The organism is Geotalea sp. SG265 (assembly GCF_022808985.1).
In the GTDB taxonomy this organism is placed as follows: Bacteria; Desulfobacterota; Desulfuromonadia; order Geobacterales; family Geobacteraceae; genus Geotalea.
Genome location: NZ_JAKZFT010000004.1, coordinates 1 through 15017 on the forward strand (window position 1 = coordinate 1; position 15017 = coordinate 15017).

Annotated in this window: 16 protein-coding genes; 3 read left to right on the plus strand and 13 right to left on the minus strand. The window is 56.7% G+C overall.

What is annotated here, in order from left to right:
* Positions 1-581 (plus strand): transposase (locus tag ML541_RS05835; RefSeq protein WP_243371640.1); only part of this gene is annotated, 581 nt, incomplete at its 5' end.
* A gap of 463 nt (positions 582-1044) precedes the next feature.
* On the opposite strand, the gene ML541_RS05840 is transcribed toward ML541_RS05835, so the two are convergent.
* From ML541_RS05840 to ML541_RS05855, 4 genes are read right to left on the minus strand one after another with little or no spacing between them, the layout of a single operon-like run.
* Positions 1045-1560, minus strand: a complete 516-nt coding sequence (locus tag ML541_RS05840; RefSeq protein ID WP_243371642.1) for a shikimate kinase — start codon at positions 1558-1560, stop codon at positions 1045-1047.
* Between the two features lie 19 nt (positions 1561-1579).
* Positions 1580-2299: an LrgB family protein gene (locus tag ML541_RS05845; protein ID WP_243371643.1), complete on the minus strand. Its 720-nt coding sequence runs from the start codon at positions 2297-2299 to the stop codon at positions 1580-1582.
* The gene (locus ML541_RS05850) at positions 2296-2661 is read right to left on the minus strand and encodes a CidA/LrgA family protein (RefSeq protein WP_243371645.1); all 366 of its coding nucleotides are present in this window, start codon (positions 2659-2661) and stop codon (positions 2296-2298) included. The genes ML541_RS05845 and ML541_RS05850 overlap by 4 nt, the downstream gene beginning before the upstream one ends.
* A 57-nt stretch (positions 2662-2718) precedes the next feature.
* Positions 2719-3258: a hypothetical protein gene (locus tag ML541_RS05855; RefSeq protein ID WP_243371647.1), complete on the minus strand. Its 540-nt coding sequence runs from the start codon at positions 3256-3258 to the stop codon at positions 2719-2721.
* A gap of 170 nt (positions 3259-3428) precedes the next feature.
* On the opposite strand from ML541_RS05855, the gene ML541_RS05860 reads away from it, so the two are divergent.
* Entirely contained in the window at positions 3429-5516 is a 2088-nt protein-coding gene (locus ML541_RS05860) for a PAS domain S-box protein (RefSeq protein WP_243371649.1), read from the plus strand.
* A complete protein-coding gene (locus tag ML541_RS05865) occupies positions 5479-5913 on the plus strand; it encodes a response regulator (RefSeq protein WP_243371651.1) in 435 nt (144 codons plus the stop codon). The genes ML541_RS05860 and ML541_RS05865 overlap by 38 nt, the downstream gene beginning before the upstream one ends.
* 15 nt (positions 5914-5928) lie before the next feature.
* Here the strand turns inward: ML541_RS05865 and ML541_RS05870 are convergent, their stop codons facing one another.
* The 9 genes from ML541_RS05870 to ML541_RS05910 form a co-directional block, all read right to left on the minus strand.
* The gene (locus ML541_RS05870) at positions 5929-6684 is read right to left on the minus strand and encodes a succinate dehydrogenase cytochrome b subunit (protein ID WP_347710788.1); all 756 of its coding nucleotides are present in this window, start codon (positions 6682-6684) and stop codon (positions 5929-5931) included.
* An 18-nt stretch (positions 6685-6702) separates the two neighbouring features.
* On the minus strand, positions 6703-7320 hold the full coding sequence (locus tag ML541_RS05875; protein WP_279342376.1) for a DUF6448 family protein: 618 nt from the start codon (positions 7318-7320) through the stop codon (positions 6703-6705).
* A gap of 53 nt (positions 7321-7373) precedes the next feature.
* Positions 7374-8075, minus strand: a complete 702-nt coding sequence (locus tag ML541_RS05880; protein WP_243371653.1) for a hypothetical protein — start codon at positions 8073-8075, stop codon at positions 7374-7376.
* A gap of 82 nt (positions 8076-8157) precedes the next feature.
* Complete coding sequence (locus ML541_RS05885; RefSeq protein WP_243371654.1) at positions 8158-9159, minus strand: 4Fe-4S binding protein; 1002 nt, start codon at positions 9157-9159, stop codon at positions 8158-8160.
* A 58-nt stretch (positions 9160-9217) separates the two neighbouring features.
* Positions 9218-9379: a hypothetical protein gene (locus tag ML541_RS05890; protein ID WP_243371655.1), complete on the minus strand. Its 162-nt coding sequence runs from the start codon at positions 9377-9379 to the stop codon at positions 9218-9220.
* A 189-nt stretch (positions 9380-9568) separates the two neighbouring features.
* Entirely contained in the window at positions 9569-10855 is a 1287-nt protein-coding gene (locus ML541_RS05895) for a porin (protein ID WP_243371656.1), read from the minus strand.
* A 129-nt stretch (positions 10856-10984) separates the two neighbouring features.
* Positions 10985-12874: an APC family permease gene (locus ML541_RS05900; protein ID WP_243371657.1), complete on the minus strand. Its 1890-nt coding sequence runs from the start codon at positions 12872-12874 to the stop codon at positions 10985-10987.
* 44 nt (positions 12875-12918) lie between these two features.
* Positions 12919-13587: a phosphatase PAP2 family protein gene (locus tag ML541_RS05905; RefSeq protein WP_243371659.1), complete on the minus strand. Its 669-nt coding sequence runs from the start codon at positions 13585-13587 to the stop codon at positions 12919-12921.
* Positions 13588-13732: 145 nt separating this feature from the next.
* A complete protein-coding gene (locus tag ML541_RS05910) occupies positions 13733-14998 on the minus strand; it encodes a cyclopropane-fatty-acyl-phospholipid synthase family protein (RefSeq protein ID WP_243371660.1) in 1266 nt (421 codons plus the stop codon).
* Between the last annotated feature and the right edge of the window lie 19 nt (positions 14999-15017).

A 15017-nucleotide genomic window follows, 5' to 3' on the forward strand; every position in this document is an offset into this window, starting at 1 on the left:
TCGGAAAGAATCCGGGCCGTACCTTCAAAGGAGAGAAGATCTCCAACCAAACTCACACATCAAGCACTGATCCTGAAGCAAAGCTCTACCGTAAGAGCCTCAACCAAGAACCGAAACTGTCGTTTGCAGCACATCTGCTTACCGAGAACCAGAACGGTTTAGTTGTGATGAGCAGAGTTACACAAGCCGATGGCTTTGCCGAGCGAGAAACGGCCAAGGCAATGATCGGTAAGATCGCTCCTCGCAAGCGTCGGATCACTGTGGCGGCTGACAAGAATTACGATACCTTTGGATTCGCCAAAGCTATGCGGGACTTGAAGGTGACCCCCCATGTCACGCAAAACACAACGAAGAAGGGCCGCCGTTCATCAATAGATGGCCGCACTACAAGACACACAAGCTATGCAGCAAGCCAGAAATTCCGCAAAAGAATCGAGGAGGTGTTTGGCTGGCTTAAGACCGTTGGAATGTTCCGCAAGACCCGCTACAGAGGTGTTAAGAAGATCGACTGGCACTTTACTCTGGCGGTGACAGCCTACAACCTGGTTCGGATGCGAAACTTGGGGGTTGGTGCCACTTAAATCGGGTGAAATGGGTTCAACACCCCCGAAAATTGCCAGGAAATCGGCAAAAATGAGTTTCAAAGAGCATAAATTTACTGAGCTAAACAAATAACTTATGCAATTTTGTCCCATAACGGGGCCTTAGCTGCTCAATGCAGAGGTTTTTCAATGCCCTGATATAGGTATTTATTGACCATTCTGCCTGTTATCCATTTGTTCCCTGTATAGGTAACTTGTTGCCTATATCGGCAACCTCATTTTTAAATCCTTCAGCGATCTTTCTTCCAGCTCTGTCGGGCGAATCAGACCATATTGAATACAGCAATACCTTCCCTGTGACCGACCGCCCATCTTCGCAGGGTTGCAGTAGAAATATCTACCATGATGCACAATTCTTTCCTATTAAATTTATCCAAATGAGAGCACAAAAAAGCCCGCGAATGCGGGCTGTGTGGTACAGGATTCCTTCTGGCTAGCAGCATCAAGGTACTGTGCTTTTCCGGAATTCCATGATGCGGTCGGCAATCTCCTCTGGGGTCAGGGTGTCGGTGTCGACAGCGATTTCTGCCGTCTGCTCGTAAATGGGGTTTCTCCGCTCCAGGACTTCGGCAACTTCCTCGGTAAAGGTCTTGCCGTCGGTCAAGGGGGGGCGTTCGGTGTCGGTTGCGATGCGGGCGACGATAGTGGCGACGGTGGCCTTCAGCCAGATGAAACGCCCATTGCTGGCCAGGGCTTGTATGTTTTCACGGCGTTCGATGAGCCCGCCACCGGTGTCGATAACATGGTTGTCCAAGGCGCCCACTTCCCGCGCCACTGCCGATTCCAGGTCGCGAAAGTATTGCCAGCCCATTTTGGCCACAATCTCAGGGGTGGACATGCCCGCCCTCCTGACAATTTCCTCGTCGGTGCTGATAACCTTCATCTGCAGGCGCTCCGCCAAAAGCTTTGCAACCGCGCTCTTCCCCGTCCCTCGATAACCGATCAGCACCAGATTCATTCCATTTCTCCGTTCTGCATTAACTGAAAAGAGCCACAATCAGCGGCAGGATGATGGCCGTCAACAGGCCGTTCAAAGCCATGGCCAGGGCGGAGAAGGCACCGGCCACCCTGCCCCGCTGGATGGCATGGGCGGTGCCGACGCCGTGGGAAGCCACCCCCAGCGCCATGCCGCAGGCCATTTCATCCTTTACCCTCGTCCGCTTGAGGACAAAGTCGCCGATCACCGCCCCGGTAATGCCGGTGAGGACGACAACCACCGCTGTCAATGAAGGGAGACCGCCGATCTTCTCGGAAATGCCCATGGCAATGGGGGTGGTCACCGATTTGGGGGCCATGGTCAGGAGGATAACCTTGTCTCCCCCCAGAAGCCAGCCGATGCCGACGGCGCTGGCAATACCGGTGAGGGAGCCGATGAACAGAGCGACCATGATGGGGAGGAAGGCTGCTTTCACCGCATGCACCTCCCGGTAGAGGGGGATCGCCAGGGCGACGGTGGCTGGACCCAGGAGGAAATGAATGAACTGGGCGCCGCGGAAATAGGTCTGATAGTCGGTGCCACTGATCTTGAGCAGGACCACCAGCAGTATCACTGCCGTCAGCACCGGATTGAGCAGCGGGCTGCAGTCCAGCCTGCGGAACAGCCAGCTGCCAATCTGGTAGGCTATCAGGGTCAGGGTCAGCCAGAGCAGCGGGGTCGCAGAGAGATAGACCCACAGTTCCCGTATATCGCAATTCATGATTGCCTCTCCTTGTGAATCGGACTCCTACGCCGATTCAGGTACTGCATGACCAGGCCGGTAACGGCAATGGTGACCATGGTGCCGATGATGATGGCCCCGGCAAGGGGTGCAGCAGATTTTACCAAGAGATCCAGGTTGCTGATGACGCCGACGCCGGCCGGTACGAATAGAAGCGACAGGTAGCGCAGCAGAAAGCCACCAACAGATTCCATCTCCTGGGGAATACCCCGGCGCACCATGAGCCCCGTAAAGAGGATCACCATGCCCAGCACCGGACCGGGAACAGGCAGTCGTGCGACCCTGGTGACCACTTCGCCGAGCAGCTGGCAGATAAGTATTATTGTCAGGTTTTCCAGCATAAGAATCCCTTAGTATCCCAGAGGCGCTTTCAGGAAAGGAGCATCTTTATACTACAGTCAGTCCAGATGCAAAAGGGGAAATTGGATCAGCTGCGCCCTGCTGAATAAGGAAAGGCCACCCTGGGTCCCCACCGTTTCGATGGCTATGACCGCATCTGGGTCTTCGAAGGCGGTCTTGCCGGGGGTACCGGCTCGCGCCAGATGATGGAGGAGGAATTCGTCGAGAAATCGCTCCTCGTCCATGCTGGAAAGCTTCCCCCTGAAACCTCGCCGGTGCATGCGCACATGGAAACGGGCGTTTGCAAGCCGCGGAATGTAGCCCATGACCTTCTCACGGCAACGCTCTTCGAATTCCTCAGGCGATTGAAAGGTGATGAGCCGCTCAAGGGGCATGAAACGGGAAATCACCAGGGATAGGCCAGGATCGGCGCCGAGCTCCCGATGAAGCTCCGCCAGGACCTGGAAAGGGTCGGCGCTGCGCAAGAGCAGGACGTTGAAAAAATCGGACTTGGCAACGATGCCGTGCCGGTCCAGGAGCCGCCGGGCTTTGGTAAATCCGCCGTCGTGGACGGTCACCACCGCATTCCATTCGCGCATAATGGCCTCCTCTGCCGGTTTCAGCCATGCCGCCTGCAACCGGTGTCGTTATTGAAAGTCTAGCATCCTTTTCCTTCGGGGCACCGGGTGCTCCAATCGCGACAAAATCCTGTGATACAATTTACAAAGCATTTACTGGGGAATGATGACGTCCGGGACAGGCATCATACATGACATGTAAATTGTGCGGCTCCGAAAAAATGCAGGTCTTGCTGATCGTGACGGTCTACGTCGTCTTCAGTACCCTGTGGATATATGTGTCGGACAGGCTGCTGTTTCTAGTAATTGCCCCTCAGCTCAGGACCAACATCTCCATCTATAAGGGAGAGGCGTTCGTTTTACTTTCGGCAGGACTGCTGTACCTGCTGATCGTCCGGTATGCAAGACGTCTGAAAGAGGCTTCATCTGCCGGCGAAAAGAGGTTCCGCCTCATTGCCGATTATATGCCCGGCTTTGTCTGGACGATCAGGCCCGACGGCACGGTGGATTTCTCGAACAAGTTTTTCAAAGAATTCACAGGGCTTGAATCCTACAACGATACATCTTTCGTCCATCCCGATGACCGGGCCTTGACGGAAGCCATCTGGCGTAAGGCCATGCAAACCGGAACTCCATATGAGGTCGAGCATCGCTTCAGGCGACATGACGGCGTCTACCGCTGGTACCTGTGCCGGGCGGTCCCGGAGCGCGACGCTGCTGGAAAGATCGTCAGGTGGTACGGCACATCCACTGACATCGATGACCTGAAGACTACTTCGGAAGCATTGCGATCAAGGACTGCAGAGCTGGAATCGCTCCTTGCCCATGCACCCATCGGTTTTGCCTTCTTCGATCAACGACACCGCTATCTGCGGGTAAACAGAGCTCTCTGCCTGATCAACGGACTAAGGGAAGAAGAGATGCTGGGAAAGACTATACAGGAGGTGCTCCCGGTCAATGCGCGGGCGGCGGACCCGATACTGGACCAGGTTTTCCGTTCCGGCTTAGCGGTGGAAGCGGAAATTGCCGGCGAAACCCCAAAAGAACCCGGAGTGGAAAGGTACTGGCTGACCGGTTTCTATCCGGTCTTCGCCTCCGCAAAGGAACCGATCGCAGTCGGCGCCTATGTGGTCGAGATAACCGAGCGCAAGCGTGCCGAAGAAGCCATGTCCCGTCTTGCGGCCATCGTTCGGGCAGCTGAGGACGCGGTATTCAGTGAGGATCTCAACGGCATCGTCCAGACCTGGAACCGTGGCGCAGAGAAACTTTTTGGCTATTCGGCCGAGGAGATGATCGGTAAACCCATTTCACTGGTCATTCCTCCGGAACTGACAAGCGAGCTGAAGGAAATGACCCGCAAGACGAAGCAGGGACTCCAGGACCATTACGAAACGGTCCGTCTCACCAAAGGAGGGAAGCGAATCTTCGTTTTCCTGACCATGTCCCCCATGCGAGATGCTGCGGGCCAAATCGTCGGGGTCGCGAAAATAGTCCGCGACATTTCGGACAAAAAGAGAGCGGAAGAAGATCTGAAGGAAACGGTCAAGGCCCTGCAACGGACCAATCACGAACTGCAACAGTTTGCCCATGTGGCCTCCCACGATCTGCAGGAGCCGCTGCGGAACGTGACGCGGTACATGGAGCTTTTCTTCCGCAATTATCAGGACCGGATCGACGAAAAGGGCCGCATCTACATCAATTTTGCCATGGAAGGAGCAAACCGGATTCATGCCCTGGTCAGCGACCTTCTCTCCTACTCGGAGCTGGGGGTGTCGGCCAGGGAGTTCAGGCCGGTCTCCATGCATGCCGTTGCAGAAGAAGCCATGGACAATCTGCGGCACACCATGGAGGAAAGCCGCGCCGTGGTCCTGCTGGATGAACTGCCGGAAGTAATGGGCAACAGGCGCCAATTGGTGCAGCTTCTGCAGAACCTGCTCAGCAATGCCCTCAAGTTCGGAAGAAGCGGCATTTCACCCCGGATCAGCATCTCTGCGGAGAGGCTCACCGGCAACTGGCGCTTCGGCGTCCATGACAACGGCATCGGCATCGAGCCCGAATATTTCGACAAGATATTTGTCATATTTCAACGGCTACACGCGCGATCCAAACACCCGGGCACCGGCATCGGGCTCGCCATTTGCCGCAAGATCGTCGAGCTGCACGGGGGGAGAATCTGGGTCGAATCCCGGCTCGGCGAGGGATCCATCTTTTATTTCACCATCCCTGCCCGCGGAGGAACCGATGAAGGTCATGGAAATACTGCTGGTGGAAGACAATGAGGCCGATGCTTTCCTGATGCAGGAAGTGTTGCAGGAAAGCAGTTATCGCAATAATGTCACGGTGGTGCCCAATGGGCTGGATGCGATGGAATTTCTCCGCAGGCAGGGACATTACGGCGGCGCGCCGCGCCCGGACATCATTCTGCTCGACCTGAACCTGCCGAAAAAAGATGGCCGAGAGGTGCTGGAGGAAGTGAAGAGCGATCCCGACCTGAAAATAATTCCGGTGGTGGTGCTGACCACTTCGGAATCGGAAGAAGATGTGAGAAACAGCTACGGCTCCCACGCCAACTGCTACATCACAAAGCCCATGGAGCTGGACCAGACCTACAGGACCATCCAGGGAATTCAGGACTTCTGGTTCGGCACAGTGCGGCTTCCCAAGGGAAACGGATAAGCGGCCGGAACCCCGTCAACCGACAATATGCAGCAGGACGGAAAGAGGTATGGCACTGTAACCGGCCAGGAAGATGACGGCGAGGCCGCTGCCGACCTTGATGATCACCGGCCGGCTTCTTTCGCTGCTCCATCCCATTGTCTGGAAAAAGCTCTGGATGCCATGGACGAGATGGAGGAAGAGCACCGCCATGGCCGCCACGTACAGCGATACCACTGGCAGGCGGCGAAAGCTTGCAACCACCATGGCAAAGACGTCGTACCTCCCTGCCGCATCCATTTTCTGCACCACGTCCGGGGTAACCCGGATGGTGAACTGGAGGAGGTGGAAAATGACGAAGATTCCCAGGAGCAGTCCCGTCCAAATCATGGTCTCACCTGCAAAACCGGCGGTCAAATATCTCCGCGCGACCGTTTGATGCGGTTTGGCAGCCCGGTTCTCCAGCGTCAGTCGGATTCCGTACCAGGCATGGGTAACAAAAAAGACGAGCATGGACAGGCGGAACATCCAGACCAGCGGGGGAAAGCGCCGCAGATGCTCTGCATAGGCGTTGATGCCGTCGGGGCCTTCGAAGATAAGTGAATTGCCGATCAGATGCACGATAACGAAGAGAACCATCGCCTGGCCGGTGACGGCCATGACCATTTTTCTCCCCACCGAACTGCTGAAAAAGCCCATCGGTTCCTTCCTTGATCGAGACGTTTCATGCCAGAGGCACAGGAAGGTTAAATTATACCAATAAAAAAGAGCAGTGCCACAGGCACCGCTCATTTTTTTCATTCAGCCCTATCAGTGGCGATGCCCTTCTCCGGGAGCGGCATGCTCCTTGGTGCCCCCGCGATGGGCGCCAGTCTCCCCGGCAGACTGCTGCAGCCGCTCAAGATAATGGGTGTAGTCAACGTAGGCCGCCACATACTCGCGTCCCTTGGCGACGTTCTCGTCCTTGTGCTTCAATGCCTCGGCCACCCGCTGAAAGCGCTCGCGAATGCCTTTGTTGACCGTTCCGTCCACCATGGTGATCAAGCCGTCGGCAGAACCCTGCTCCAGCGCCTTGTCGGCCATGGCGATGACCGGTTCCACCGTTCCGGCGGGCTTCAATCCCGTGAAAGCAGCCCCCTCCCCTGCCCTGTGAATGCGCACCATGGACTCGAAGAACTTCATCTCTTCAGCCTGCTGCTGTTTCTTCCCCTGGGCGGCCATAGCCCTCGCAAATGAAGTTTTTACCTGCTTCTCGTCCTTTGCCTGAACCCATTTCAGGACCGGCGTCACGTCCCGGGCCGCCAGCGCCTTGCGGGCATCCTGGACGACCGGACCGCCCAGCGTGTCGCAATGGGCACCGGCATGATTACAGACAGCCATCACCAGCACAAGTACAGCAACAGTCGTCATGATCTTCATGGTTTTCATGGCTTTCCTCCTTTCAGGCAACAAGTATACCGTATCGGGTGGAAGGCTGAGTGTCACCTGATTCCCCGGCCGGCTGCCGCAATCAGCACCCTGACCTCGGAGTCCAGGTTGGAGGTATCCAGTCTGGCCCGTTGCAGTAGTGCCCCCCAGCTTCGCCCCTCCTTTTTCACCTCGGAGTAGAGCTGCATGGCCGGCTGACGGGTTCTGGCGGCAAGCAACCCGGCCAGAATCAGCTCCTGGTTCCCGGTGCCCGCCTTCCGCAGTGCCGCCAGCTCCGGTTCTCCAAGGAAGCGAAAGCGCAGCAGCAGCTCATCCACAATGGCACCGGCAATCGTCCCATCACCGGCATCGGTCCGAAGTGCTTGGGCAACTCGTTCCCCCATGGATCGGACAGGAATGGCGAGCGGCGCGGCGACAAGCTTCCAGGAGCCTCTGCTGTTATGGTCCTGCAGTAGTAATTCCGGATCTGTCCCAGAGCGGGCAGCAAGCCAGTAGGCTATCCACAGGTCTTCGGCGGAGCTCCCCCGCTGTTTTTTCATGACGATGGTCTTTTTATCGACGGCAAAAGCTGCCGCGAAAAAGGAGTTCTGAGTGGTGGCCAGGAAATAGGGATCTGCCGCGGCAGGACGTGCGGCATCGTAGGAACGGTCGGTGAAACAATGGCAGGTGATAGCGGATAGGGCCAAGGCCGGCACGGGGCTCAGGAGAAGCAGCAAAAGTGCTGCCGAAAAGCTACTGCGGATAAGGGGTTGCATGGGAAATATCCTTTCTTGCACTACAGCCAATGTTTCGGGTACGAGCGGTGAAACAGCGCCGTTTCATGGCATGCCCATCCTCTCAATGGCTCAGCTGCTGCACCAAGGGCAGGAGCCGCTGGTAATCGGCGAAGGTCAATGAGCTCTGCCAATGGTCGCTGACAATGCCGACGCCGATCCCGCCGAAAAAGACGAAGAGCACGACGGCTGGATATACCCACACGGAAAGAGGCCGCTTCCGGAAAGCTGGCTGCATGGCCAGGACATGCCGTTCGGGGCAGGCGGCCGTACAGGTGAGACAGCCGGTACATTCGGGCGAGGAAACGGCGGTGGCGGAATGGACGGCAAGACCGGAGGGGCAGGCGGCGGTGCAGCGCCGGCAGGCGGTGCAGCCTTCGGCTTCCCGCCGGATCTTGAACGGGCTGAGCAGGCTGATCAGGCCGAGCAATGCCCCATAGGGGCAGAGGTAGCGGCACCAGAAATTCTTGAAAAGCAGGGACAAGGCGATGAGAATCCCGAGAATTGCCATGGTGGTCAAGGACATGCGGGTGAAGAAGTGGAGCATCTTTACGTCGCTCACCGCCCAGTAGGGAGCATCCAGGAATCCACCCACCGCCTCCCCCGGCATATCGATGAGGATGATTTTCACGAAAAAGAAAAGGAGCAGGTACTTGATGCCCCGCAGCGGGATGTCCAGCCAGCCCCAGACATGGAAATTGCAGCCGAAGATTTTCACGCCCAGCTTATGGGCAAACTCCGAAATGGTACCGACCGGGCAGAGCCAGGAACAGAAGGATTTCTTCGCCACCAGACTCATGGCCAGAATGGCCAGGAATATGACCAGCGCAGCCGGATGCACAGGGTGGATCTGCCCCGAGACGAGCCAGTACTTAAGGCTGGTCAGGGCGCCGATGGGAAGAAAACCCTCTACGCCGGGAGGGCGCGAAACCAAAGGAACCGACGTCCCTCGTTCAGCGGATGTGATGAACATGGCGAAACGGATGCCGATGCCGACGGTCCAAATGAAAAATGCCCACTGGACAATGCTTCGTAACCTGGTGACTACTTTCACTTGCTTTTGCATGCGCTCTCTCATCTAAATGTGCCTTGGGGGGGAGATGTCTGTCGCCGCTGTGGCTCTGTCACTCACTCCCGAAGCCACGACAGGCATCCGAGGGAAAGATCTGCTTGAACCAGGCTTCGGTGATGGACGAAGTCGCGGCAGAAAACCCTTCCACCGCAACCACGTCAATATACACTACTTTTCGGCAAAGGTCTTTGATCTCGTGCTCAGGCTTGAACATGAGCTTTTCGCCCCCCGGATTATCCATATGCTGGGGAAGATGATAGCCCCTTCTTTTTTGGTGAGAATTGACCCAAGTCAAAGAGTCGCAGGTTTATGAACGGAGGATGTGATGATTTAAATTTCGGAAAGGCTGGAGTATTACTGGTGGCGTGCTGCAGGGGCGTCCAATGATGGAGCATCCCCTGGATCAGAACAACAGCTGGGCCTGAATCCTTATCTGGTGGTCATCCGTCGCGAAGGGACCTCGGTTAAAGGCCACAGCACGCTGTTTATGGATGGCAGTATAATCGCTCTGAAGCTTGAGATTGTGCTTTTCGAAGTACCATGAGAGCCCCCCGGACGCTTCCACCCAGTGGTCGTTGCCCACCGCGCGGTTCGGATCGAGATAGGAGAAACGACCTGAGGCCTCCAGATGGGACGGAATCAGGAAAAATCCCCCTTGGACATACCATCCTTGCCCCCGCAGCACGGTTCCGGTCAGCTGCCCTTCCCCCTGGGCGAAGAAATATTCCGCCTGCAGTGAAAAACCGTGCCACTTGAAGACGCCGTCAACCCCGACAATGTTAAAATCAATGGGCTCTCCAGCGCTGAATCTTACTCCCGTCGGCATGATCTGGCTGCCGATGGCGAACCACCCCGTGTTCTTACCGAAGTAGAGCGCGTTGCTCTCGCGCCCGAAGCTGCTCCCCCCATTGAGGGTGTCACGAAAGTAATTGGCGCCAAGGGAGACTAACGGTTCGACACTCTGTTCAACGTCAGATTCGGAATACTTCACCTCACCCAGTGGGTCCAATGTGAGCCGGACGACAAAGGCATTGTCACGGGTGCTGCGAAAGGTATTCTGTCCAACGCCGCCATATCCCCCGATCCTGTAGTTGAAGAGCCCGTCGCCAAGCTTCCCATGCAGCATCAGACCGATGTCATAGCCGGGAACGAACGCAGTTGTCACCACCGACAAATCTGGAAACTGGAGAAGGGCGGTGGAGGTGATGAATTGCCTGCCGAAGGGAACCTTGTCCTGACCGAAGCGGAATTGCACCGCATCCCGCAGGCGATAGTTGAGGTAACTCTCCTCAAGAATGCCGCCGTTCATGGTGGTACCCCCCTGAAGGTTTGCGAAATTCAGCTGCAGCTTGTAGGTCAGCGCCTCGGTGAATGCATAGCCGTTGAAATATGCTTTGATGCGGCGAAGCTCGAATTTGCTAAAGTCCTCCGCCTGTTTCGATGGGGTGTTGTCGGCATCGTCGGCGTCGAGCAAGGTATAGCGGATCTGCAGCATGCCGCCGATCGCCCCCTTGAATCTGCCGTCCGGTGATATAAAAGTGAAACCTTCCGCCGGCTTGTAAGAAACCATCTTCTTCTCATTTACCTGGCGGTAGTCCTCCTCGGTGATAACCCCCTTTTCCATCAGGATGTCTTCCAGAGTCTTGGCATCAACAGGACCGGCCAGCGCTGCCAGAAGACATATCGCCATTGCTGAAAGTCTCACCGTGCACCCCCATTAAATTAATAAAATTTTATTATAATGGGGCCGGGGCCGAAGTCAAATGCCCGGTTTCATCTATACCTCCTTTGCTCGGCTGCTAACACTTTCAGAAAAAGCCTACCCTTCGAACCGATCCCTTCTGCCCAGGTACCACGGCGCATTGATGACCAGGACCTGAGGGCCGCCACGCAACAGAATGAGCTCCTTCAACAGGGTCGCCCGATGCCGGAAGAGGAAATTGTACCAGCGCTTCTCAACCAGTTCGGGAATGACCACGGCGATGGGACGCTTGCGGTGCTGTGCCGAAAGCCTGTTGATATGCTGGAGAAGCGGGCCGAAGAACTCCCGGTACTGGGACTTGAGCACCACCAGTTTCGGCACGGCATGTCCGGATTTCCGCGCCGGCTCTTCGACCAGGGCTCTCCATTGCGCCGTGAGGTCTTCCGTATTGACCTCCTCGGCCACTATCTGCACAGCATAGACATCCCCCCCGAAAGACAGGGCAACGCGCAGGGCTTTTCGCGTCACCCTGGTCAGCCGCTTCATGGGAACCACCACGATCGGCGCCGGTATATCATCCGTGTCAAGGGGCCCCGAGACCTCTTCCAGCTCATGTTCGATCCTCTCATGGTAGCGGTGAATACGGATGAATGCCATGAGCAACAGCGGCATCACGAGGATGACCAGCCATGCTCCCTCGGTAAACTTTGCAACCGTTATGATGATCAGGGTCACTCCGGTGGCGACGGCACCGACTCCGTTGAGGAACATGGAACGGCGTGCGTGCTTCTCTTCAGAGCGCTTCCAGTGGAAGACCATGCCCAGTTGCGAGAGGGTGAATGCGGAAAACGCCCCGACGGCGAAGAGGGGGATCAGCCGGTCGGTAATCCCGCCGAACGTGATGAGGAGGATGCCGGAAAAGAATCCCAGGAGGATGATGCCGCTGGAATAAACCAGGCGCCGCCCGCGGTGGGCAAATTCGGCCGGGAGGAAGGCGTCGAGGGCGAGAAGCCGGCAGACTCGCGGAAAATCGGTAAAGCTGGTGTTGGCGGAAAGCAGCAATACGGCGAGGATTGCTGAAATACTCACGTAATAGAAGAACCCGCGACCGAGCACGGCGTTGACCAGCTGTGAAAGAATGCTTTCGTAGCCGGCCTGGCCCGGCGGTGTTGCACTGATGCCGTAGGCATGAACCAGCGCGGCAATGCCGGCAAGGAGCAAAGCGAGAACGGTCATAATGGCCGTCAATGTCCTTCTGGCCCGAACCGTTGATGGTTCACGGAAGATGGGGACAGCATTGCTGACCGCTTCGACGCCGGTCAGAGCAGTACAGCCGCTGGCAAAGGCATGGATGAGCAGCCACAGGCCTGCAGCATTGATTGCTGCCGGAATCTTCGGCGGTGGACGGACGGGAACGGGATGCCCCTGCGCGAGAGCAACCTTGACCAGGCCGAGGATTATGGTGACGCCAAGGCAGGCGATGAAGAGGTAGGTGGGAATGAGCAGCAGAAGCCCAGCAGACCGCACCCCCCTGAGATTGACGATGACCAGCAGCGCAAGAATGCCGAGGCAGAAATGGAGCGTGTATGGAAAGAGCTGGGGCACTGCGGAAACAAGGGCGGCCACTCCGGCCGAGGTCGCCACCGCCACATTAAGGACGTAGTCGATACAGAGTGCCGTCCCGGCCAAAAGCCCCGGCAGGACGCCGAGATTTTCCTTGGCAACGGTAAAAGAGCCGCCACCCTGGGGATAGGCGGGTATGGTCTGGCGATAGGAGAGAGCGACCAGCATCAGCAGGACGATGATGAAGCCTGAAATGGGGGTGATATACCCCGACCCACTGTTACCCAGCACAAGCAGCACCGTCAAAGCAGCCTCAGGGCCATATGCCGCTGAGGCCAGGGCATCGAGACCGACCACCGGAATCCCTGAAACGGTCGAAAGCTGCTCCGTCTGCTCCTCGTCGCTTTTCAGCCGCTTCCCGAACAGCAGTTCGCCAAAAGACATGTGAGCCTCGCCTCAAACATCAGCTGCTTTCCTTATAGTTTACCTTATTTCAGCCACTCCTTCCCCATGACAGCGAACAGCATCGCCTCTACCACAAGCCCCAGGTAGGTACCGGCGACGACATCGCTCAAAAAGTGATAATTGGTCGCCAGGAGCAGAAGGCCCAGCACCAGCAGCAATAGGCAGAGGACCCCTTTTAATCGTGGATACATCCTCCAGATCGCTGCAAAAAGGGTTGCAAACACCGCCATATGTCCCGAAGGGAAGCCGCTGAAGTGCTCACCCCCATGCAGCCAGTGGAAACCGTACTGTTGCGGATTCTGCAACCAGTACCTGGTCTCGATCCTGCCGAATGCCACTTTGAGAACGGTTTTCGCGACGAAACTGGCAGGTAGTGCATAGGCAACATAGTGCAAAAGGACGGTAGCCGCATCCTGAATGTGCCGGTGCTTTCGCAGGCGGTAACCTGCGTAGCAGGCAACAGTTATCAGACCGACCATGATCAGCAACGTGTCAGGCAGCTGACCAGTGAGACTCCCCCAGATTCTGTTGCTATAGAGCTTCTCCTGTATGAAACGGCCCACAGGGCGGTCAAGAAAGAGTATGGCAAGAGAAACGATGATCGCCGTGGGCAGAAACCACAGGGATAATGTCGTCATCGTCAGCCCGTCATCGTTTCTTTCCTGCATCGCTGAAATTTTATTTTTTGACATGTCCCACCTTTCGATACGGCCCCACAATCCCTTGCGGGCTCACGGCAAAGCCGCTCTGCAGCGCAGGATACCCCATGAGGGTTTGAAGATACAACGGCAAAAGCGTAAAAGACGGAATTTGGGCGGAGAATAACCACACAGGACTTTAACAGTACCAGTCGTTTCTCGTCATTGGGACGCATGCGTTTCCTGCGGCTGGCTTGACCAACAGTGCCTGGTACAGGTTGAGACGGCCGGTCTCGAAGCCATGGGCGGAGCCGGCCATATAAATTCGCCAGATTCGGTAGGTTACTTCATCGGTGAACCGGCAGGCGGCTTCCCGTGCAGTCTCCAGCCGGTGCACCCAATGTCTGAGGGTCAGGGCGTAATGCTCGCGCAGGGATTCCAGATCCCGCACCTCGAAGCCGGTTGTCTCGGCAGCGCAAAGCGCATCGCTGACCGGCAGGAGTTCTCCGTCGGGAAAGACATAGCGATCGATAAATGACGGCCCTTTCGGCTGAGGATGGCCGAGACTGCTTGCAATGCCGTGATTGAGAAAGGCGCCGCCCGGGTGCAGCAGGTCCCAAGCCCGCCGGAAATACTCGGACAGCCGCCGTTGCCCCACGTGCTCGAACATGCCGACGCTGACCACCTTGTCGAATCCGGCAGTATCGTTCATATCCCGGTAATCGCAGACCTTCACAGAGCAGCAGTCGCCGAGCCCGGCCTTTTCGATGCGTTCCCTGGCCAACTCTGCCTGGGGCTCACTCAGGGTTATGCCGACCGCATCGACCCGGTAATTTTTTGCCGCATGAAGGATCAGTCCGCCCCAGCCACACCCTATGTCGAGCAGGCGATCGCCCGGCTTCAGCCTCAGTTTGCGGCAGATGTAATCCAATTTGTTCAGTTGCGCCGAATCCAGATCGTCACCTGCATCATGAAAATAGCCGCAGGAGTAGACCATCCGCTCGTCCAGCCAGAGCCGGTAAAAGTCGTTGCTCACGTCATAGTGGAACCGGATCGCAGCGCCATCACGCTTGCGGCTATGGGACAGGCCGGTGAGGCGCGCCCCCTTGGCGCCACGCCCCCTCGCCCACCTGCCCAACAGGGGAAAGAAATGCCTGCCATAACTGATTTTGTCCAGAATGCCCCATTTTTTCGCTGAAAGTGCATCGGCCAGCTTGAAGGCAGCGACAATATCCCCTTCTATGTCGAAATCGCCGAAGATAAAAGCCTCGCCGAGGGCCAGTTCATTCGATGCCAGGCAGAGGGTGCGCAGCCCCTCCGGATTATTGACGATCAACGTCAACTGTGTCATCTCTCCAGGGGCCGATTTCCAGGAGGTGCCATCCCACAGACGGAGCATGAAGGGCAGCCGGTCAAGGGATGGCAGAACTCGCTCAAGGAAGGAAAGGTAGCTGGGTAAGGTCACCTCTTTCACCTCCGCGATT